General features: G+C 67.2%; 17 protein-coding genes and 1 pseudogene. 14 read left to right on the top strand and 4 right to left on the bottom strand.

Annotated elements, in window-relative coordinates; all coding sequences use genetic code 11:
- Positions 1 to 53: 53 nt before the first annotated feature.
- From QF031_RS05565 to tsaD, 6 genes are read left to right on the top strand one after another with little or no spacing between them, the layout of a single operon-like run.
- Complete coding sequence (locus tag QF031_RS05565; RefSeq protein WP_307425166.1) at positions 54 to 1145, top strand: carbohydrate kinase family protein; 1092 nt, start codon at positions 54 to 56, stop codon at positions 1143 to 1145.
- A 57-nt stretch (positions 1146 to 1202) separates the two neighbouring features.
- A complete protein-coding gene (gene alr / locus QF031_RS05570) occupies positions 1203 to 2438 on the top strand; it encodes an alanine racemase (RefSeq protein WP_307425169.1) in 1236 nt (411 codons plus the stop codon).
- Positions 2435 to 3025 (top strand): tRNA (adenosine(37)-N6)-threonylcarbamoyltransferase complex ATPase subunit type 1 TsaE, encoded by a 591-nt coding sequence (tsaE, locus tag QF031_RS05575; RefSeq protein ID WP_307425172.1) that lies wholly within the window; start codon positions 2435 to 2437, stop codon positions 3023 to 3025. Before alr ends, tsaE begins: the two co-directional genes overlap by 4 nt.
- Complete coding sequence (tsaB, locus tag QF031_RS05580; protein ID WP_307425175.1) at positions 3019 to 3690, top strand: tRNA (adenosine(37)-N6)-threonylcarbamoyltransferase complex dimerization subunit type 1 TsaB; 672 nt, start codon at positions 3019 to 3021, stop codon at positions 3688 to 3690. Before tsaE ends, tsaB begins: the two co-directional genes overlap by 7 nt.
- A gap of 20 nt (positions 3691 to 3710) precedes the next feature.
- Positions 3711 to 4205 (top strand): ribosomal protein S18-alanine N-acetyltransferase, encoded by a 495-nt coding sequence (gene rimI / locus QF031_RS05585; protein WP_370874555.1) that lies wholly within the window; start codon positions 3711 to 3713, stop codon positions 4203 to 4205.
- Positions 4202 to 5293: a tRNA (adenosine(37)-N6)-threonylcarbamoyltransferase complex transferase subunit TsaD gene (gene tsaD, locus QF031_RS05590; protein ID WP_307425181.1), complete on the top strand. Its 1092-nt coding sequence runs from the start codon at positions 4202 to 4204 to the stop codon at positions 5291 to 5293. Before rimI ends, tsaD begins: the two co-directional genes overlap by 4 nt.
- A 416-nt stretch (positions 5294 to 5709) precedes the next feature.
- Here tsaD and QF031_RS05595 read toward each other — a convergent pair whose 3' ends face one another.
- Positions 5710 to 6861, bottom strand: a complete 1152-nt coding sequence (locus tag QF031_RS05595; RefSeq protein WP_307425185.1) for a glutamate--cysteine ligase — start codon at positions 6859 to 6861, stop codon at positions 5710 to 5712.
- A 376-nt stretch (positions 6862 to 7237) separates the two neighbouring features.
- Between QF031_RS05595 and QF031_RS05600 the strand changes: the two genes are divergently transcribed.
- Positions 7238 to 8686, top strand: a complete 1449-nt coding sequence (locus QF031_RS05600; protein ID WP_307433155.1) for a glycoside hydrolase family 3 protein — start codon at positions 7238 to 7240, stop codon at positions 8684 to 8686.
- 36 nt (positions 8687 to 8722) lie between these two features.
- A complete protein-coding gene (locus tag QF031_RS05605) occupies positions 8723 to 9550 on the top strand; it encodes a shikimate 5-dehydrogenase (protein ID WP_307425188.1) in 828 nt (275 codons plus the stop codon).
- Positions 9551 to 9579: 29 nt separating this feature from the next.
- Here QF031_RS05605 and QF031_RS05610 read toward each other — a convergent pair whose 3' ends face one another.
- Positions 9580 to 10821 carry a class I SAM-dependent methyltransferase gene (locus QF031_RS05610; RefSeq protein WP_307425190.1) on the bottom strand — a complete coding sequence of 414 codons (1242 nt, stop codon included), beginning with the start codon at positions 10819 to 10821 and terminating at the stop codon, positions 9580 to 9582.
- Between the two features lie 53 nt (positions 10822 to 10874).
- Between QF031_RS05610 and QF031_RS05615 the strand changes: the two genes are divergently transcribed.
- From QF031_RS05615 to groL, 3 genes are all read left to right on the top strand, one after another.
- Positions 10875 to 11255 (top strand): hypothetical protein, encoded by a 381-nt coding sequence (locus tag QF031_RS05615; RefSeq protein ID WP_307425193.1) that lies wholly within the window; start codon positions 10875 to 10877, stop codon positions 11253 to 11255.
- A 253-nt stretch (positions 11256 to 11508) separates the two neighbouring features.
- Positions 11509 to 11802, top strand: coding sequence for a co-chaperone GroES (groES, locus tag QF031_RS05620; RefSeq protein ID WP_003805290.1), 294 nt, complete (start codon positions 11509 to 11511; stop codon positions 11800 to 11802).
- Positions 11803 to 11878: 76 nt separating this feature from the next.
- Positions 11879 to 13489 (top strand): chaperonin GroEL, encoded by a 1611-nt coding sequence (gene groL, locus QF031_RS05625; protein ID WP_307425196.1) that lies wholly within the window; start codon positions 11879 to 11881, stop codon positions 13487 to 13489.
- A gap of 95 nt (positions 13490 to 13584) precedes the next feature.
- Here the strand turns inward: groL and QF031_RS05630 are convergent, their stop codons facing one another.
- Positions 13585 to 14187 (bottom strand): dihydrofolate reductase family protein, encoded by a 603-nt coding sequence (locus QF031_RS05630; RefSeq protein WP_307425199.1) that lies wholly within the window; start codon positions 14185 to 14187, stop codon positions 13585 to 13587.
- Positions 14188 to 14255: 68 nt separating this feature from the next.
- Between QF031_RS05630 and QF031_RS05635 the strand changes: the two genes are divergently transcribed.
- Positions 14256 to 15779: an ATP-dependent DNA ligase gene (locus tag QF031_RS05635; RefSeq protein WP_307425202.1), complete on the top strand. Its 1524-nt coding sequence runs from the start codon at positions 14256 to 14258 to the stop codon at positions 15777 to 15779.
- Positions 15780 to 15789: 10 nt separating this feature from the next.
- Here QF031_RS05635 and QF031_RS05640 read toward each other — a convergent pair whose 3' ends face one another.
- On the bottom strand, positions 15790 to 16758 hold the full coding sequence (locus QF031_RS05640) for a DUF389 domain-containing protein (RefSeq protein WP_307425205.1): 969 nt from the start codon (positions 16756 to 16758) through the stop codon (positions 15790 to 15792).
- Positions 16759 to 16925: 167 nt separating this feature from the next.
- Between QF031_RS05640 and QF031_RS05645 the strand changes: the two genes are divergently transcribed.
- Together QF031_RS05645 and QF031_RS05650 are read left to right on the top strand one after the other, a co-directional pair.
- Complete coding sequence (locus QF031_RS05645; protein ID WP_307425208.1) at positions 16926 to 18944, top strand: acyltransferase family protein; 2019 nt, start codon at positions 16926 to 16928, stop codon at positions 18942 to 18944.
- A 32-nt stretch (positions 18945 to 18976) separates the two neighbouring features.
- Positions 18977 to 21021, top strand: a pseudogene (locus QF031_RS05650) (acyltransferase family protein).
- Positions 21022 to 21138 lie beyond the last annotated feature (117 nt).

The raw sequence follows: 21138 nt of genomic DNA on the forward strand, positions 1-21138 counted from the left end.
GAGCGTTCCAGAGCCCCTACCGCAGCACTGCGGCGCGGCGTATTGTGCCAACTATGGACGCGAAGCCAGCCCGCCCCTTCGATCCGCTGGCCGCCGTCCGCTCACCCGTCGAACCCGGATTCGATCTCCTGCTGGCGGGCACCGTTTTCCAGGACATCATCTTCACCGGCCTTCCCCACGGGCCCGAACCAGGCACGGAAATCTGGAGCGACGGCATGGGCAGCTGTCCGGGCGGGGTGGCGAACCAGGCGATCGCAGCCGCCAGGCTGGGGCTGCGCACCGGGCTGGCCGCTGCTTTCGGGGATGACGGATACGGCGACTTCAACTGGAAGATCCTTTCCGGCCAGGAGCACGTGGACCTCAGCCTCTCCCGCCGCGTCCCCGGGTGGCACTCCCCGGTGACCGTGTCGCTCTGCGTGGACCAGGACCGCTCCCTGGTGACCCACGGGCACTCCGCGCCGGTGACGAACTCGGAGCTGATCGGGGAACCGCCAAAGGCGCTCGCCGGCATCGCCGAGGTGGGGCTGGAAATGGAACCGTGGGGCCGGGCCGCCCACGCGGCCGGGGTGAAGCTGTTCGGGGACGTGGGCTGGGACCCCAGCGGGGAGTGGGCGCCGGTGCGGCTCGACAACCTGCAGTACTTCTATGCTTTCCTGCCCAACCAGCGCGAGGCCATGGCCTTCACAGGCAAGGACAACCCCTGGAGCGCCCTCTATGCCCTGGCAGACCGCGTCCCCGTCGCCGTGGTGACCCTGGGAGCGCAGGGCGCCATGGCCGTGGACTCGGAAACCGGTGAAGAGGAGTGGGTGCCGTCGCTCCCCGTCAAGGCACATGACCCCACCGGGGCGGGCGACTGCTTCGACGCTGCGTTCATTGTGGGCACCCTGGCCGGCTGGCCGCTCGGGGACCGGCTGCGGTTTGCCAACCTGTGCGCGTCCCTGGCCGTGCAGGAGGTGGGCGGCTCCCTGGCAGCCCCGGGCTGGGGGGACATCGCCGACTGGTGGAAACGCGCCAACGCCCGCCCGGAACGGCAGACCAGCCAATGGCTGCGGCGCTTCGGGTTCCTCGCGGACATCATCGAGGATGTGCCGCTGGCAGCCCAGCGCCGGGCGGCAGCCACCATCGCGCACCTGTCCGACGCCTGAGGAGCGCCGGAGCCCCCTGATTATTCGGCCTGAAGTGCCCGCACTAGAATCAATTAGGTGACCTACCCCGCAACAACCGGTGAATTCAGCGCTGCCTCCGGGCCGGACCCCCGCCATGAGAGGTCCGCCGTGATCGACCTGGAGGCCATCCGGCACAACGTCCGCCGGCTTGCCGCTGCTGCTTCTCCCGCCAAAGTCATGGCCGTCGTCAAGGCCGATGCGTACGGCCACGGCGCCGTTCCGGTGGCCCGCGCAGCCCTGCAGGCCGGCGCGGCCTGGCTGGGCGTTGCCCACATTTCCGAAGCGCTCGCGCTGCGCGCCGGCGGCATCGACGCGCCGCTGCTTGCCTGGCTGCACACCACCGACAGCAACTTCGGCGCTGCCGTGGCCGCCGGCGTCGACATTGGCTGCTCCGGGTGGGAGCTGGAACGCATCGTAGCCGCGGCGCGGGAGCAGGAACGTCCCGCGCGGGTGCACCTGAAGGTTGATACCGGGCTGGGCCGCAACGGCGCCACGCCCGAGACTTGGGACCGCCTGGTGGGTGAAGCCGTGGAATACCAGGACCAGGGGCTGCTGCGGGTGGTGGGCATCTTCTCCCACCTGGCTGTGGCCGACGAGCCGGAGCGGCCCGAAACTGACCAGCAGGTGGCGGCTTTCCGCGAGGCGCTGGCCATCGCCGAGGACGCCGGCGTTGACCCTGAGGTCCGGCACCTGGCCAACACCCCCGCTACGTTGTCCCGCCCGGACACCCACTTCGACCTGGTCCGTGTGGGCCTTGGCATTTACGGGCTTTCACCGTTTGACGGGACCACGTCCGCCGAGCTTGGCCTCCGCCCCGCCATGACCCTCCGCACCCTGGTGTCGCAGTGCAAGCAGGTGCCAGAGGGGCAGGGCGTCTCCTACGGCCTGCATTACCGCACCAGGGAAGCGAGCACCCTCGCGCTCATTCCGCTGGGCTACGCCGACGGGATCCCGCGCATCGCCACCGGCGGTCCTGTCCGGGTCGCCGGAAAGACCTACCCGGTGGTGGGGCGGATCGCCATGGACCAGATGGTCATCGACCTTGGTGCGGGAGCAGCCGGCGCGGCTTTGCAGGGCGCGGAAGCGGAGCTGTTCGGCAACGGCGCCGACGGCGGACCCACGGTTGACGACTGGGCCCGCGCCGCCGGAACCATTAACTACGAGGTGGTGACCCGGATCAGCCCCCGCGTTCCCCGCCGCTTCATCAACGAGAACCCGCCGGCGGAGAGCCAGGCCGTGGCGGGCCTGCCCGGGAAGGCGGGAGCCGCATGAGCGCGCCCGAACAGTTGGCCGCCAACTGGGAAACGACCTTTACCGCGACGACGGCGGAACAAACACACGTTTTAGGCGCCCGTTTGGCGGAGGTGCTGCAGGCCGGGGACCTGCTGGTGCTGTCCGGCGAGTTGGGTGCGGGAAAAACCACCTTCACCCAGGGGCTGGGCGAGGGCCTGGGCGTCCGCCCGGGCATCATCTCGCCCACGTTCGTCCTGGTCCGGATCCACCCAAACCTGCCGGAGGGTCTGCGTCCCGGTGGGCCGGACCTGGTCCACGTAGACGCCTACCGCCTGGGCTCGGCGGCGGAGATTGATGACATCGACCTCGAGAACACCATGGACTCCTCCGTCACCGTGGTGGAGTGGGGGCATGAGCGGGTGGAGCACCTGAGCGACAGCCGGCTGGAGATCGACCTGCACCGCGCCATCGGGCTTGGCGGCGGGGGACTGGCCGGAACTTCCCGGGTACTGGACTTCGACGGCGAAGATACCGACGAGCCCCGCACCATCGTCCTGCGCGGGTACGGACCCCGGTGGGCAACCGCTCCTGGACTCGGCAACCTGGAAGGGAGCAGCCCGTGCTGATCCTTGCCATTGACACGTCGGCGGTGGCCAGCGCTGCGCTGGTGTCCGATGATGCCCCGGAAAGCGTGGTGGCAAGCTTCGCCACGGAGGATACCCGCAGCCACGCGGAGGTACTCGCCCCGGGAATCCACGCCATGCTGTCCGAGGCGGGAGTAACCGGGCAGGACGTGGACGCAGTGGTGGTAGGCGTTGGCCCCGGCCCGTTCACCGGGCTGCGTTCAGGCATCGCCACGGCCCGCACCCTGGCCTTCGTCTGGGGCAAGCCCCTTCACGGGCTCATGAGCCTGGACGCCGTGGCCCTGGAAGTTGCCGAATCCACGGCTGCCACTGCCGAATTCCTGGTGGTGACGGACGCCCGCCGCAAGGAGGTCTACTGGGCCCGCTACAGCCTCAGCGACGGCCAACTGCCGCTGCTGGAGGACGGCCCCCACGTGGGGTTCGCGTCCGGGCTGCCGGACCTGCCCGCCTTCGGCGCAGGTGCCGGGCTCTATGCCGAGGCGCTCCAGGCCCACCCGGATTTCGCCGGCGAGCAGCCCGACGCCCTGTACCTTGGCCAGTTCGCCCTGGCCCGGCTCGCCTCCGGGCACGCGCTGCTGGACTCCACACCCCTGTACCTGCGCGAATCCGACGCACAGGTTCCCGGACCACGGAAGCGGGCACTGTGAATACCCACCCGCGCCCGCGCATGGCCGGAGTCACCATCCGTGACATGACCGTGGACGACGTACCTGCCGTCGGTGCGCTGGAACACCAGCTCTTCCCCATTGATGCCTGGCCGGTGCAGATGTTCCTGGATGAGCTCTCCCAGCCGGAGACCCGCCACTACCTGGTGGCGGAGACCAGCGACGGCATCGTGGGCTACGCCGGCCTCATGTGCATCGAGCCCATTGCGGACGTCCAGACCATCGCCGTCGTTCCGGATTATGAGGGGCGGGGCATCGGCAGCACGCTGCTCACGCAGCTTATCGAGGAAGCCCGGCGCCGGTGGGCAACGGAGGTCCTCCTGGAAGTGCGCGCGGACAACCCCCGGGCGCAGCAACTGTATGTAAGGTTCGGCTTCGAACAGATCCATACCCGGGCCCGTTATTACCGGGACGGCGTGGATGCCCTCATCATGCGCCTCCAGCTGACCGCACCACCCACTGAAGGCCACGAAGAAACGGAAGCAGGCCAGGCATGAACCGCACGCAGCCCCTGGTACTGGGCATCGAATCATCCTGTGACGAAACCGGCGTGGGCATTGTCCGCGGCACCACCCTCCTGACCAACACCGTTTCCTCCTCCATGGACGAGCACGTACGCTTCGGCGGGGTCATCCCGGAGATCGCCTCCCGTGCACACCTGGACGCCTTCGTCCCCACCCTCGAACAGGCACTTGCCGATGCCGGGGTGGGCCTGGACGAGGTGGACGCCATCGCCGTCACCTCCGGGCCCGGGCTGGCCGGCGCGCTCATGGTGGGGGTCTGTGCTGCCAAGGCGCTCGCCGTCGCCACCGGAAAACCCCTGTACGCGATCAACCACCTGGTGGCGCACGTTGGCGTGGGACTCCTGGATGACCGTGCCAGCGGCCGGAAGCAGGAGTTGCCGGAGAACCTTGGCGCCCTGCTGGTGTCCGGCGGCCACACCGAAATCCTGCGGATCAGCAGCATCACCAGCGATGTTGAGCTCCTGGGATCCACCATTGACGACGCCGCTGGCGAAGCCTACGACAAGGTGGCACGGATTCTGGGGCTCGGCTACCCGGGCGGCCCGGCCATCGACAGGATGGCCCGCACTGGGAATCCCAAAGCGATCCGCTTTCCCCGCGGACTCACCCAGCCCAAATACATGGGAACGGCGGACCAACCCGGCCCGCACCGGTACGACTGGTCCTTCAGCGGGCTCAAGACGGCGGTGGCCCGGTGCGTGGAACAGTTCGAGGCGCGCGGGGAAGAGATCCCCGTGGCTGATATCGCGGCTGCCTTCCAGGAGGCAGTGGTGGACGTGATTTCGTCGAAGGCTGTCCTGGCCTGCCGCGAGCAGGGCATCAAGGATGTCCTGCTCGGCGGGGGCGTGGCGGCCAACTCGAGGCTGCGGGAACTGACAGGGCAGCGCTGCGCCTCCGCGGGCATCCGGCTGCACGTCCCGCCGTTGGACCTGTGCACGGACAACGGCGCCATGGTGGCAGCGCTCGGTGCGCAGCTGGTGATGGCGGGCGTGGAACCCAGCGGGATCGGCTTCGCGCCGGATTCGTCCATGCCGGTCACCTCGGTGTCCCTGGCGTCCTGACACCCGGCACACCTACGATGCTCTATCAGGTATGGCTCCCAAACTGGCTGTTTAGGGGCCATATCTGATGGAGCAACTCAGGCGGTGAGAGTGGCGATGACAAGCAACGCCACGTCGTGCAGGCCATCCTGGCCGCCGGGGTGATGCCGCCAACAAGGGCCAGAGTGCTGCCACGGCGAAGAGCACGAGCAACACGCCAATGAGGGGAAGGAGCCGGCTGGTCCGGCTGCCCACAGGAATCGCAGGGGACACCCAGCCTCCTTCCCGCAGGAACTCATGCGCCTACAAGAAGAGTTGCGCCGTACGGCGGGGCCGGGCAGGGCCCAAAGGCCCATCAAACCCCTCCCAGGCCAAGTTGCTCTATCAGATATGGCTCCCAAACCGCCAGTTTAGGAGCCATATTTGATAGAGCAACCTCAGGCGGTGGGGCCGTTCCGCATCTGCTTGACCAAGTCCAGCACCACGGCCTGCAGGTTCCCGCCGTTCTCCGCAGCCACGCGGCGCTGGCGCTGATACCCGGCACCGCGGCGGATGATCTTCTCCACGTCGGCCAGCTCGTCCGAGCAGCGCAGCTTGGCCGCGACCGGTTCCAGCCGGTTCAGGGTCTCCAGCAGGTGGTCGGTGACCAGCTGCTCCTTGCCCGCGGCATCCAGGATGATGATGGCGTCCAGGCCATACCGGGCGGCGCGCCACTTGTTCTCCTGCACGTGCCAGGGCGGCATGGTGGGGATGGTGCCGCCGTTGTCCAAGGTGGTGGAGAACTCGTCCACCAGGCACTGGGTGAGGGCCGCGATGGCGCCCACTTCCTCGAGCGTGGCCAGGCCGTCGCAGATGCGCATTTCGATGGTCCCCAGGGCGGGAACGGGCCGGATGTCCCAGCGGATTTCCGAGATGGTGTCAATGACTCCCGTGGTGAACATGTCCTGGACGTAGGACTCGTACTCCTCCCAGGACCTGAACTGGAACGGCAGGCCCGCCGTGGGAAGCTGCTGGAACATCAACGCGCGCTGGGAGGCGTAGCCGGTGTCCTCGCCGCCCCAGAACGGGCTGGACGCGGAGAGCGCCTGGAAGTGCGGGAAGTAGTTGACCAGGCCATCCAGTACGGGAAGCACCTTGTCCCGGCGGTCCAGCCCGACGTGGACATGGACGCCGTAGATGACCAACTGCCGGCCCCACCACTGGGTCCGGTCGATGAGCTTGGCGTAGCGTGCCTTGTCCGTCACCGGCTGCAGCTGGGGCGGGCTGAACGGGTGGCTGCCGGCGCAGAACAGCTCCACGCCCATGGGATCGGTGATCTCGCGGACGGCGGCAACGGAGCGGCTAAGGTCCTGCTTGGCCTCGGCAGCTGTCTCGCATATCCCGGTGACCAGCTCCACGGTGTTCAGCAGCAGTTCCTGCTTGATGTGCGGGTGTTCGTCGTCTTCGTTGAGTTCCGGGTGGCGTGCGGCCACGCCGCGGAGCACCTGGTTGGCCACGGATGCGAGCTCGCCCGTCTTTCCGTCCACCAGTGCCAGCTCCCACTCAACACCGAGGGTTGACTGCCTCGATGGGGCGAAGTCGATCTTCACACGTTTCCTTACTGTCCGGTTTGCCGCTGGCTGATGCCGCTCACAGGCTGCTGCCGGCAGGCGAACGGGTGTTTCAAGTCTATATGGCAGGGGTAGCATCCTATTGATGGCACCCTTCCCCCTGCGTCACAGTCCTGCCAAAATTTTCCCCCTCCTCCTGGCCGTTTCCGCCGTAGCCCTGGCTTCCTGCACCGCCGCCCCAAGCGCCGCCCCGCAGTCGTCCTCCGCCCCGCCCACCGGGGCGTCCCCCTCCGCATCGGCAAGTACGACGCCGGCACCTCCTGCGGCGTCTCCGTCACCTGATCCAGGTTCCCGGCCTTTGGGGTGGGGGCCGGAGCAGCGGGACCAGGACGCCGCCGCGGCGGCCGTTATGGAGATGTCGCCGGAGCAGAAGGCCGGGCAGGTCCTGCTCCCGGCGTTCATCGGCCGCGATGTGGAGGCGCAGGCCGCGCTCATCCAGCGCCTGCATCTTTCCGGCTCCATCGTCATGACCGACAACATGCCGCATGACGCCCAGGGGCGTGTGGACGTGGCCGGCCTGGGTGCCGAGAACCATCGCCGCCAGCAAGCTGTTGCATCCGATGGCCGCCGCTGGCCCGGGATTGTTGCCGTGGACCAGGAAGGTGGCGCCGTGTCCCGGGTAGGGGCGCCCTTGACGGAGTGGCCGGAACCGATGAGCTACGGCGCCGCTGGAAACCCGGACCTGACGCGCAAAGCGGGTAAGGGCCTGGCAGGTGAGCTGGCGGCACTGGGCTTCAACCTGGACTTCGCCCCGGATACCGATGTGACCGTCGGCCCCAGGGACCCCACCATTGGGGCCCGGTCCATGTCCGCTGATCCGGCCGCCGCGGCAACCCATGGGGTGGCGTTCTCCCAAGGCATGCTCGACGCCGGAGTGTTCCCCACCGTCAAGCACTTCCCGGGACACGGCTCGGTGACCGCCGACTCGCACCTGAGCATGCCCGTCCAGCCGGCCAGCATCGACGAGCTCAGGGCCCGGGACTGGAAGCCCTTCCAGGCCGCCGTCGCCGCGGGCTTGCCGATCGTTATGACCGGGCACATCGCCGTGCCTGCGCTGGAACCCGGCGTGCCGTCGTCGCTCTCCGCCCCCAGTTACGCGGCACTCCGGGGCCTGGGCTTTAAGGGCGTGGCCGTGACCGATGCCCTCAACATGGGCGCCGTGGACAAGCAGTACCCGGCGGGGGCCGCGGCGGTGAAGGCACTGGCTGCCGGCGCCGACCTGCTGCTGATGCCTTCGGACGTGGCGCAGGCGCATGCCTCGATCGTCCAGGCACTGGCCTCCGGTACCCTTCCCGCCGCCAGGCTCAATGAGGCCGCGCAGCGGGTGGCCACCATGATGATCTGGCATGCCCGGACCACGCCTCCTCCCGGAACAGCGGGTGCCGGTGTCCCGGCTGGAAGCGGCGCAGCTTTGTCAGCACAGGTGTCGGCGGCCGCCGTCACGGTGGTTTCCGGCCCCTGCAGGGCGCCCCTGGTGGCCAGTTCCATGCGCGTTGTCGGCGGAGGAACGGGGGACCGGGAGCGCTTCGAGGCAGCGGCCGCGCGTGCCGGACTCACCGTGGGAGCGGGACCGTTGGTCAGCCTGATCGGCGCCGGCGGGAAACCCGCGGGCGGTGACATTGCCGTGGCCCTCGATGCCCCGTGGCCTCTCCAGGGCTCCAGCGCGCCCGTGAAAGTGGCGCTCTATGGCCGTACCGACGCCGCCTTCGACGCACTGGCCGCCGTGCTGGCAGGGAAGGCGCCTGCCCCCGGGAAGCTGCCCGCCGCCGTCGGACCCTTTCCTGCAGGAACCGGCTGCCCCTGACCCGATTAAGTCGGGCGGGACGCGTTTAATGGTCTGGTGCCAATTCTGAATAAAGACATGACCCTCTGCATCTCGCTCTCGGCCCGGCCCAGCAACAACGGGACCCGTTTCCACAACCACCTGTACGGGCAGCTGGGCCTGAACTGGATCTACAAGGCCTTCGCGCCCACCAACCTTGAGCAGGCCATCGCCGGGGTCCGCGGCCTGGGTATCCGCGGCTGCGCCATCTCCATGCCGTACAAGGAAGACGTCATCGCGCTGGTGGACGAGATGGACCCGTCCGCCAAGGCCATCGACTCCGTGAACACCATCGTGAACACGGACGGCCACCTCAAGGCGTACAACACCGACTACACGGCGATCGAGCAGCTGCTGGCCACCAATGCGGTCCCCACGGACTACAGCGTCATTGTCCAGGGTGCCGGCGGCATGGCCAAGGCCACGGTCGCGGCCCTGCGGGACGGCGGCTTCACCAACGTCACCGTCGTCGCCCGGAACGAGGCTGCCGGGCGTGCGCTCGCCGACCAGTACGGCTTCCAGTGGCGTCCAGCGCTCGACGGCGGCACGGCTGACCTGATCATCAACGTCACGCCCATAGGTATGGCAGGGAGCGTGGGAGATCCGGAAGCGGAGAGTCTGTCCTTTCCGGCCGAAGCCATCGAGGCGGCACGCCTTGTGTTCGACGTGGTGGCACTGCCCGCGGAAACTCCGCTGATCCGCGCCGCCCGGGCGGCGGGCAAACCGGTCATCACGGGAGCTGAGGTTGCCACCATCCAGGCGCTGGAGCAGTTCGTCCTGTACACCGGGGTGCGGCCCACGGCGGAGCAGGTGCGGGCCGCCGAGGAGTTCATGCGCGGCCAGTAAGGCGAACCGCCGGCGGCCTAAGCAGGCCGTCAGGCAGGCTCCACCACGATGGCCACCCGGTCCTCGCCGATGCGGGTCAGGACCAGGGTGGCCGTTTTGCCGGAACTCTTTTTGGCGTTTTTCCCACCGGGCAGCAACTGCTTCCGCAGCTCTTCCGGGGTCACCGCGGTGCCGCGCTTCTTGATGTCCAGCACCGTGATGCCCTCCTGTTTCACCCAGGCCTTCAGTGCCTTGACGTTGTAGGGCATGACCTGCAGGACCTTGTAGGCCCTGGCGAACGGGGTGTCCAGCAGTTCCGGCGCGCAGATGTAGGCGATGTGTTCATCCACCAGGTGCCCGCCGAGTTCAAGCGCCACATCCGCCACAAGGCCGGCGCGGATCACGGCCCCGTCGGGCTCGTACAGGTACCCTTCCACCGCCCCCACGGGCGCTGACGGGCCAGCGCCGAAGTCCTCGCCGCTGGTGAGTTCGGCCGGCCCCTGGGAACCCAGGACCAGGGCAGCCCGCCGGACGCCGGGCCTGCGCACGGCGTTGAACCACAGGGTCACCTCCGTGACGTCCCCGCCCACCGAGACCCACTGCGCCTCGCAGCCGGCGGGCACCGATTCGTGCGGCATGCCCGGACCCATCTTCACGCCCACAGCCTTCCCTTGGGCGGCGAGCGACTCCACGAAGGACAACGGCGGGGAGAACGCCTCGGGGTCCCAGATCCGTTTGGTGCCGGAGGTGGAGGTGACCCGGCGGGCCGGGTCCAGCCAGACGCCGTCGATCCCTTCCAGCGGCACCGCTGATGCGTCGGCGTGGACCACCGTGGCGTTGGGGAACGGGATGAGGTTCATGGTGGCGCAGGCCGCCGTCGTTTCATCCATTTCGACGGCGGTGACGGCGATGTCCAGGGAGGCCAGGGCCAAGGAATCGGCGCCGAGGCCGCAGCCCAGGTCCGCAACGTGGCTGATCCCGGCAGCAGCGAACCGCCGCGCGTGGTGGGCGGCGACGTTCAGGCGCGTGGCCTGCTCCAGGCCGGCCTGGGTGAAGACCATTTGGCGGGCGAACTCGCCGAATTTCGACTCTGCCCTGGTGCGCAGCCGCGACTGCGTGAGGACAGCGGATACGAGTTCGGGGGAGTGTCCGGCCTTCCGCAGGGCGGCATTGAGCTGGAACGCGTCCTCGTCCCGGTAAGGGCCAAGGGATGCCAGCAACTCCCAGCCTTCCGGGGTCAGCAGGGGTGCGATCTGGTCCTGTGCAATCTGGTCCTGGGGAGCGTGAGCCATGGGTTCCAGCCTAGTGGAGGAGCGGGTGCCGGCATGCGGATACTGTTGAAACCATGGATGAGAGCGCAGCCCCACGGGACACCGCCGAGCACGAGCCAAGGCACAGCGGCCCCGCCAGGTTCGCCCGCCCCGTCCTGGTGGCCGCCGCCGTTGTGGCGGTCATCTGCATCGCCCTGCTGGTGATCATCCTCCTGCTGGACACCTTCAATGCCACCGTTTACTCCGTGGGCGGCAACGACGTCCAGGACAACACGCAGGAGGCCCGTGACATCCGCGGGCTGTACGACGGCGCGCGGGCGGGAAGCATCGTTTTCCTCGCCCTTGCGCTGCTCGCCGCAGCGGTGTCCGGGTGGGTTCTCTTCAGGGGCCGGAAGCAGGGCGGCAGCGACTCCGACGGCGGCGAGGACGTGGACTTCGACGATCTGGGCCGCTAGGTGCGGTGCGGCTTCCGCCCGCCGTCCGGCGTCGTGCGTCCTTCCAAAGGCGTACGCCCATGACGAAACGTTGGCACTCACCTTGACCGAGTGCTAACGCTTACATAGAGTCTTCATTAGCACTCTCCCCTGGAGGGTGCTAACACATGAAGAGCTGCCAGCCAGGCTGCTGCCGGCACCGCGACGACGGTTTGCCAGCTACGGCGGAAAGCTTTCCAGTCCACGAATTTGCTGACGAAAAGGAGAGGTCCGAGTGTCGGTCTCTATTAAGCCTCTTGAGGATCGTATTGTTGTCCGCCCGCTCGAAGCCGAGCAGACCACGGCTTCCGGCCTGGTCATCCCGGACTCCGCACAGGAGAAGCCGCAGGAAGGCGAAGTTGTTGCAGTAGGCCCCGGCCGCTTCGAAGACGGCAACCGCGTTCCGGTCGACGTAGCCGTTGGCGACGTTGTCATCTACTCCAAGTACGGCGGAACCGAAGTCAAGACCGGCGGCACCGAGTACCTCGTGCTGTCCGCCCGCGACGTTCTGGCGATCGTCGTAAAGTAACTTTTGGATCCCCGTGCCGCTGACCATGCATCCCGCTGGTCAGCTGCGCGGGGTTCTGTCTTGAAAGGACAAAACCATGGCAAAGCAGCTTGCGTTTAATGACGCTGCACGCCGGTCGCTTGAAGCCGGCATCGATAAGCTCGCCAACACTGTCAAGGTGACGCTCGGCCCCCGCGGCCGCAACGTCGTCCTGGACAAGAAGTGGGGTGCCCCCACCATCACGAACGACGGCGTCACCATCGCCCGCGAAGTGGAACTGGACGACCCCTACGAGAACCTTGGCGCACAGCTGGCCAAGGAAGTAGCCACCAAGACCAACGATGTTGCCGGTGACGGCACCACCACCGCCACCGTCCTGGCCCAGGCCCTGGTCAAGGAAGGCCTGCGCAACGTTGCAGCCGGCGCTGCCCCCGGCCAGATCAAGCGTGGCATCGAGGTTGCGGTTGAGGCCGTGGCTGCCCGCCTGCTGGAGAACGCACGCCCGGTCGAGGGAACCCAGGTTGCCAACGTTGCCGCCATTTCGGCGCAGAGCGACGAAATCGGCGAGCTGCTCGCCGAGGCCTTCGGCAAGGTGGGCAAGGATGGCGTCATCACCATCGAAGAGTCCTCCACCACCCAGACCGAACTGGTCCTCACCGAGGGCATGCAGTTCGACAAGGGCTACCTGTCCCCGTACTTCGTCACCGACGCGGAGCGCCAGGAAGCAGTCCTCGAGGACGCACTCATCCTGATCAACCAGGGCAAGATCTCCTCGATCCAGGAATTCCTGCCGCTGCTCGAAAAGGCGCTGCAGAGCTCCAAGCCGCTGTTCATCATCGCCGAGGACGTTGAGGGCGAGGCCCTGTCCACGCTGATCGTCAACCGCATCCGCGGCACCCTGAACGTCGTGGCCGTCAAGGCTCCCGGCTTCGGCGACCGCCGCAAGGCCATGCTCCAGGACATCGCCACCCTCACCGGTGCGCAGGTTGTCTCCCCGGAGCTGGGCCTGAGCCTGGACACGGTTGGCCTGGAGGTGCTGGGTACTGCCCGCCGCATCACCGTCACCAAGGACAACACCACCATCGTGGACGGCGCCGGTTCGGCCGAGGACGTCTCCGCCCGCGTTGCCCAGCTGCGCGCCGAGCTGACCCGCACCGACTCCGACTGGGACCGTGAAAAGCTCCAGGAGCGCCTGGCCAAGCTGGCCGGCGGCATCGGCGTCATCAAGGTCGGCGCGGCCACCGAGGTTGAGCTGAAGGAAAAGAAGCACCGCATCGAGGACGCAGTGTCCTCAACCCGCGCTGCCCTCGAAGAAGGCATCGTGGCCGGCGGCGGCTCCGCCCTTATCCACGCCCTCAAGGCACTGGATGAAGACGCTTCCGTGAAGGCCCTCGAAGGCGACGCAGCAGCAGCCGTCGGCATCGTCCGCCGTGCACTGGTGCAGCCGCTGCGCTGGATCGCCCAGAACGCCGGTTTCGACGGTTACGTGGTCACCTCCAAGGTTGCCGACCTCGAGACCAACAACGGGTTCAACGCCAAGTCCGGCGAGTACGAGGACCTGATCGGCGCGGGCGTCATCGACCCCGTCAAGGTCACCCGCGCAGCCCTCCGCAACGCGGCCTCCATCGCAGCCCTGGTTCTCACCACCGAGACCCTGGTTGTCGAGAAGCCGGTTGAAGAGGACGAGCACGCAGGCCACAGCCACTGACGTTCGCGTCCAAGGCGGTATCTGTAAACAGAAAACCGGTCCAGCATTGCTGGGCCGGTTTTTTGCATGCCGGGAAATTGCTTGCCTTGGTGCCCTCAGGTTTCCGCCATCTCCTGCGTCTGCACGCCGCCCGCAGGCTCATAGACCAGGGACACGGCGCCCTTGGGGAAGCTGCGTGCCGGCTCGGCGAGGCGGAAGGTGGTGGGTGCTGCGCCGTCGTCGAACAGGCGCTTGCCCTGACCCAGCGCGACCGGATAGAGCCAGAGGTGAAGGCGGTCCAGCACGCCAGCTGACAAAAGGGACCGGATCAGGACGCCGCTGCCGAACATGTGCACTTGCTGGTAGTCGTCCCGGAGCCGGCCCGCGGCGGGAGCGTCCGGCAGCACAGTGGTGCCCGCCCAGCCAGGATCGCGCAGGGAGTTGGACACGACGAACTTGGGCACCCGGTTGAGTGTGTCCGCGATGTCACCGGACTGGTGGGGCCAGTAGGCCGAGAAGATGTCGTAGGTCGCCCGGCCCAGAAGCAGGGCGTCCATGCGCTCGATTTCAGCAGAAATGGCGGCGCCCGCGTCGTCGTCGGACACCGGCGCCTGCCAGCCGCCGAACTCGAAGCCCCCTGCGGGGTCTTCTTCGCGGCCGCCGGGCGCCTGGTAGACGCCGTCGAGGGTAATGAACAGGTTCGCGACGATGATGCCCACGCGCACATTCTGGACCTGCGCCCCGGCCCTGTCCAGTGTCCTGTGCAGTGCCGTGGCAGGATGGTGGCATGCTGCTCCTTGAGCTCGTGGAAACTTCAACGTCCGTTGGGTCGACCCGCTCGCGGTTGGCGAAGGTGGACGCTTTGGCCAGCCTTCTGCGCCGGCTTGAGCCCGCGGAGATCCCGACGGCGGTGGGCCTGCTTACTGCCAAGCCCCGCCAAGGCCGCGTGGGCGTCGGCTGGAGCGCGGTGGCAGCGGCGAAGCAGGAGCCGGCCGTGGAGCCAAGCCTCACCGTGGCGGATTTTGATGCCGCGCTGGACCGGCTGCTCGCTGCGGCGGGTTCGGGATCGGGCGCGGAGCGGGCAGCAACCCTGCGGAAACTGATGGCGGCGGCCACCGGGTCAGAGCAGGCGTTCATCACCGGCGTCCTGCTCGGCGAACTGCGCACCGGCGCGCTGGAAGGAGTCCTGACGGATGCCGTAGCCCGCGCCGCCGGGAAGCCTGTGGACACTGTCCGGCGTGCCGCCATGCTCTCCGGAGACCTTGGTGAAACCGCTCTGCTGGCCATCACGGGCACCCAGGCCGAGCTTGACGCCGTCGGCCTCGTGGTGGGCCGCCCTGTACTGCCCATGCTTGCGTCCACGGCAGCAAATCCCAGTGCGGCCTTGGAAACCACCGGTGAGGCGTCGGTGGAATACAAGCTCGACGGCGCCCGCATCCAGGTCCACCGCGCGGACGATGACGTCCGCATCTATACCCGCAACCTCGCCGACGTCACCCACAGGCTTCCCGAAGTGGTGGAGGTGGTCCGTGCACTGCCGCTGCGGCACGTGATCCTGGACGGCGAAACCCTTGCCCTTGATGAGGAAGGCGGTCCTCGGCCCTTCCAGGAAACCATGGCGCGCTTTGGTGCGGACGCCGTCCGGGAAACGGTGCTGCACCCGTGGTTCTTCGACGTGCTGCATCTCGATGGCCGGGACCTGCTGGATGAGCCGTTGGCAGAACGCATCGAGGTGCTTGAGCGCATAGCCCCTGCACACCGGATTCCGGGGGAGATCACCGCTGATCCTGCCGTCGCGGAACGTGTGTCCCAGGACGCCCTTGCCGCCGGCCACGAGGGTGTTGTGGTGAAGGCCATCGGCTCCACCTACGCGGCCGGCCGGCGTGGATCGAACTGGGTGAAAGTGAAGCCGGTGCTGACCTATGACCTGGTGGTCCTCGCTTGCGAGTGGGGGTCCGGCCGGCGCACCGGGATGCTGTCGAACTTGCATCTGGGGGCCCTTGACCCGGCAGGGGAGTTCGGCGAACCCGGCGGTTTTGTGATGGTGGGCAAGACCTTCAAGGGGCTCACCGACGAGCTGCTGCGCTGGCAAACCGAAAGGTTCCAGGAGATTGAGGTGCGGCGCACTTCCGGCACCGTCTGGGTGGAGCCGGTCACCGTCGTCGAAATTGCCATTGACGGCGTGCAGCAGTCACCGCGCTATCCCGGCGGAATCGCCCTGAGGTTCGCCCGTGTCAAGCGCTACCGCGACGACAAGGCTCCGGCTGAGGCCGACACCATCCAGACCCTGCGGGCCCTGCTGCGTCCGTAGCGGACCACGCCTAGTTCCGGGCCCCCGTCCGCTGGCGCTTCAGGCTTCGTGCCACTCTGTCCGGCAGGCGCCTGGCGACCATCCGGTAAAACAGCAAGACTGCCAAGGCCGCCACCACGATGCCCACGAGGTTGAGGAGCAGTTGGAGGGCAGAACCTGCTGCCTTCTGGTACTCACCCAACACCAGGGCCACCGCCACGTACCCGGCCGCCGGCACGGTGGTGACGGAGATAAAGACACCGATCAGCGCAGCGGAACGGCGGCCGATGATGGACAGCATGCCGGCGATCCCGGCCAGCACCGCAACAATCAGCGAGTAGGGTCCGGGATGGTAAATGAATTCGACGGCCGAGCCCTTGTCCAGGGCATCGCGCGGGAAGAGCCCGAGCGGCACCGAAAGCCAGGCGGTAAGTGCTGCCAGCAGCATGGCCACGGGAAAGCCGACGGCCAACGCAACCGCGGCGCGCCGTCCAAGTTTCCACTGCCGGGTGGCAAGCGAGACGGCAAGGGCAGCCAGCGGTCCGAACTCCGGGCCCACCGCCATGGCGCCCACGATGGCAATCGGGGAATCAGTCACGATGCCAATCCCGGCGAGTTGGGTAGCCAGGACCAGGAAAGCGAGGAAGTTCCACGTCAACCGGGAATCTTCACCGGTTTGCCGGGTCACATCGTCCCAAATGACCGCGTCCGCACCGTCACCAGGGGCCGCACGCTCAGCCCGGTCCGCATTCCTGGAGAGAACGAATTCCGGCGAGGACATGGCAATGGAGCCGGCGTCCTGGATTTTCAGCACCTCCAGCTTTTCGAGCAGTTCCTCCACGGCCTCCCGGGCAATCAGCACTTCGAGGACGTCACCCGGCGGCACCACGGCCGCGCCGGCAACCACCACAACTTCCGCCACGCCCCGCTGGTCGCGGCAGGTTTTCAACGTCAGGGCCGACAGCTCCCCAGGCACACAGATCCGCAGCTGGACAACCATGCCCGCTCCCTTCGCCGGTTGGGGCCAGCATAGTCCGGACGCCGGGTTGATTAGCTGTCACAGGCGGCGTTGGCTAGGCTGGATGCTTTGGCTGGCAGGCGTTGTGAGAGGTTCATGTGTCGATAACGGAGATCCCGAAGGCACCTGAACCCAGGTCAAGTGCCGCCATGCGACGGAGGAAGCCGACGTTCCGGCCGGAGATCCAGGGCTTGCGGTCTCTGGCTGTCCTCATGGTGGTGACCTACCACGTCTGGTTTGGGCGCGTGTCCGGCGGGGTGGACGTCTTCCTCTTCATTTCCGCTTTCCTGATGACGCTGCAATTCCTCGGCCGCCACGACCGGAACCAACCCTTTGCACTCGCAAAGCACTGGCTCCACCTGTTCCGCCGTCTCCTTCCGGCAGCTGTCACCGTCATCGTGGCAACCCTGGCTGCGTCTGCCCTGGTCCTTCCACCAACCAGGTGGCTGGACCTTATCGCGCAGGGCTGGGCGTCCCTGTCCTACTCGGAGAACCGGCTGCTGCAGCACGAGGCGGTCGATTACTACGCCAACGACCACAGCCTGGCCAGCCCCTTCCAGCACTTTTGGTCACTGTCCATCCAGGCGCAGGTCTTCATCCTGTGGCCCCTGATCTTTGCGGTGGCCGGCTGGACCGCCCGGCGCTACCGGTTGTCCTACCGGCCCCTACTGGCCTACATCTTCTTCGCCCTGTTCCTCGGTTCACTGGGCTACTCCATTTTCTTCACCGCCACCAACCAGGTCCAGGCCTACTTCGATACCGGCGCCCGGCTGTGGGAATTCGCCCTGGGTACGCTCGTGGCGTTGATCCTGCCGGGCCTGCGTTTCAAGCGGCAGACCCGCATTGTCATGGGCTGGGTGGGTGTTCTTGCCATGCTGGCGTGCGGCATAGTCCTGGACGTGCAGGGGGCGTTCCCGGGTGTCGCCGCGTTGTGGCCCACGGTCGCAGCGGCCTTGGTCATCGTGGCGGGCCAAACAGAAAGCGCCGCAGGGGTTGACCGGATCCTCTCCGCCAAGCCACTGGTCAAGCTCGGCGACATCTCCTATGCCCTGTACCTGTGGCACTGGCCGCTCCTGGTACTGGCGCTCGCCTGGAGCGGCAAGGACCATGCCGGCTGGCTGTCCGGCTCTGTCATCATCCTGGTGGCCCTGGGGCTCGCCTACCTGACGACGCGCTATATCGAAAGGCCCTGGCGGGAGTGGAAATGGCCCGAAGTCCGGAAGCGGCGGGCAGTCCTGGCCATCATGCTGGCCGTGGCCGTGGCAGCGGTGCCCCTGTCCGGCTGGAACCTCCAGCTTGATCTGGAACGCCGTGCCATCCAGGCACAGAAGATCGCCAACAATCCCGGATCCCGTGTCCTTGACCCGGCTTTCACCGCCGCAATCCCCTCGGGAGAAGTGTCCCTCCTGCCGCTGGCGGCGGATTTGTCCAAGAACTGGGTATCCCTGGACGGGCCTTGCACGAAGGACATCGCACCTGAGGACCGTTTACTGAAGGGTTCGTGTTTTGAACAGCGGCCGTCCGGCGGTCCTTCCAAACGGGTCCTGGTGGTCGGCGACAGTCACGCGCAGCAATGGTCCGGTGCTGTCAAACCGCTGGCAGCCCAGAAGAACTGGCTTCTGTATTCCATCCTCAAGGGCGCTTGCAAGGCCGCGCCGCCCGGGCTCGGGGGAAGCGCAGACTGTGACGACTTCAACGCCGCCGTCCAGAAGGAAATCAGCAGGCAGAAGCCCGATGCCATCATCCTGCTGGGGACCGCGGCGGCTCCCTCGAGCACTGCAGAGGCCCTGACACCGGGTTTCGAGGAGCTGGTTTCCGGGTGGCTGGACCAGGGGATCGCAGTTGTAGCGCTCCGGGACAACCCGCGCTTTTCCTTCAACATGGCGGAATGCGTACTGCAGGCCGGGACCGATGACCAGGCCTGCCGCCCGGCGATCGGCGACAATCTTCCGGCCGCCAGTCCCTTCGAAACCCTTGACCCGGCCAGGCTTCCTGGCTTGTCCTTGGTGGACCTCACGGACAGGATCTGCACCCCGACGGAGTGCCCTGCCGTTGTGGGCAATGTTTTTGTCTACCTGGACGATAACCACCTAAGCGCCGAATACGCCGACAGCATGGCAGACGAGTTCGCCATCCGGTTGCAGAACGCGGCCGGATGGGCGAAGTGATTCCGCGTGTAACAGCAGGCACAAAGAGAGCGATGGCGGACTCCCCGGCTGCGAAGCCACGGAAAGCCTCCTTCCGCCCGGAGGTACAGGGACTGCGCGCCCTGGCGGTCCTCATGGTCGTGGCCTACCACGTCTGGCTGGGCCGGGTGTCGGGCGGTGTGGACATCTTCCTGCTGATCTCGGCTTTCCTGCTCACCCTTTCCTTCGTCCGCAGGGCGGAGTCAGGCAAGCCCTTCCGACTCCTGGCGCACTGGCTGCACCTGTTCAAGCGCCTGCTGCCCGCCGCCGTCGTGGTGATCCTCGGGGTGCTGGCCGGCACATGGCTGATCCTGCCCCAGGGGCGATGGCCGGAGGTGCTCGACCAGGCGTGGGCGTCGTTGCTCTACCGCCAGAACTGGCTGCTGGCGGAGGCTGCCGTGGACTACTACGCGCAGGACCATGCGGGCGCCAGCCCGTTGCAGCACATCTGGTCACTGTCCATCCAGGGCCAGGTGTTCATCCTGTGGCCGCTGATCTTCGCCGCCACGGCCGTCGCGTTGACCCGGCTGCGCCGGATAGCTGGACTGCACGGGCTGACCTACCGCGCCCTGCTGGCCGTGGTGTTCGCGATGGTACTTGCCGTGTCCCTGGCCTATTCCGTAGACCAGACCGCCGGCAACCAGGCGTACGCATACTTCGACACCCGCGCCCGGCTCTGGGAGTTTGCGCTCGGATCGCTGCTGGCGCTCTGCTGCCGTATCTCAAGCCCGGCCGCACGCTCCGGATGGCCCTGGGCTGGGCAGGACTGGCCGGCATGGTTTCATGCGGGCTGCTCCTCACTGTTGACAGGTCCTTCCCCGGGTACGCGGCGCTGTGGCCAACTTTGTCGGCTGCAGCCATCATCATCGCAGGTCAAAGCGGCAGCAGGTTCGGGGTGGACCGCCTCCTCAGCAGCAGGCCCGCCGTTGCCCTGGGGGACAACTCCTACGCCCTGTACCTGTGGCATTGGCCGGTCCTGGTGCTCGCCCTCGCCGCCACCGGAGTTGAAACGCCAAACCTCAAGCAGGGCCTGGGAATCGTCGCCGCCTCCATCGTGCTCGCCGTCCTGACCACCCGTTTTGTCGAAAAGCCATTGCGCGACTGGCACTGGCCCAAGTTGCGCACCTGGCGCACCGCCGTCGTCATTGCTGCCTGCGGTGCCCTGCTTGCAGGCCCTGTGGCTGTCTGGCAGACGTCGCTCACTGCTGAGGAAAGCGCGACGGCGGCACAACCGCGGGAGCGGACGCCAGGGGCGCTGGCACTCACCCCGGAGAACGAAAACAGTCCCGTGCCAAGGGCCCGGACCATTCCCGGACCCGCCGCGCTGGACAATGACTGGGCCGGCATCGACTCGCCCTGCACCGGAGCCAATGCCACCAGCGATCCCATTTTGGCGGGCTGCCGGCAGGAGCTTCCGGAGGAACCGCCCACCAAGCGCATTGTGGTGCTGGGTGACTCCCCCGCCCAGCAGTACCTCGCCGCCCTGGCTCCGGTGGCGGTGGCCCGTGGCTGGGAACTGGTGACGCTGCTGATGCCTGCCTGCCGGTTCGGCGCCCAATCGGAGGCGCGGACCGCCGACTGCAACGCCTACAACCGGGCCAGTTCCGCCTACGTCCTGGAACACATGCCGGACGCCGTATTCACTGTGGCATCACTGACGCACGAGGAAGCCCCGTTCGAAACGGAAGTGCCCGGCTACCTCGAAGGCATCAGGCCGTTCGCCGACGCGGGAATCGAAGTCGCGGGCATCCGGGACAACCCGCGGTTCACGTTCAACATGCCCGAGTGTGCCCAGCGGCATGGCGCAGCTGCGCCGGCCTGCAACCCGGCCATGGCCGAATCCCTGGTGGAGCCGTCGCCCCTGGAGAACTACCGGGGCAAACTCCATGGCCTGCACCTGATGGACATGAGCGACTTCATCTGCGCACGTGGTGTATGCCCCGCGGTGGTGGGAAACGTGTACGTCTACAAGGACGACAACCACCTGACCCGGACGTACGTGGAGACCATGATCCCCATGTTCGAGCAGCGGCTGCTGGGTGCCACGGGCTGGAGCTGAGTGCGGTTCCTCACATTGCCGGCGTGGAATAGGGGGATCGGCGCCGAGGTTCTAATATTTACTCAACACTTTCTGCCCCGGAACGCCGTGCTGCACGGTGCTCCCGCAGGATCGTCT

This window comes from Pseudarthrobacter defluvii (assembly GCF_030816725.1).
Taxonomy (GTDB): Bacteria; Actinomycetota; Actinomycetes; order Actinomycetales; family Micrococcaceae; genus Arthrobacter; species Arthrobacter defluvii_A.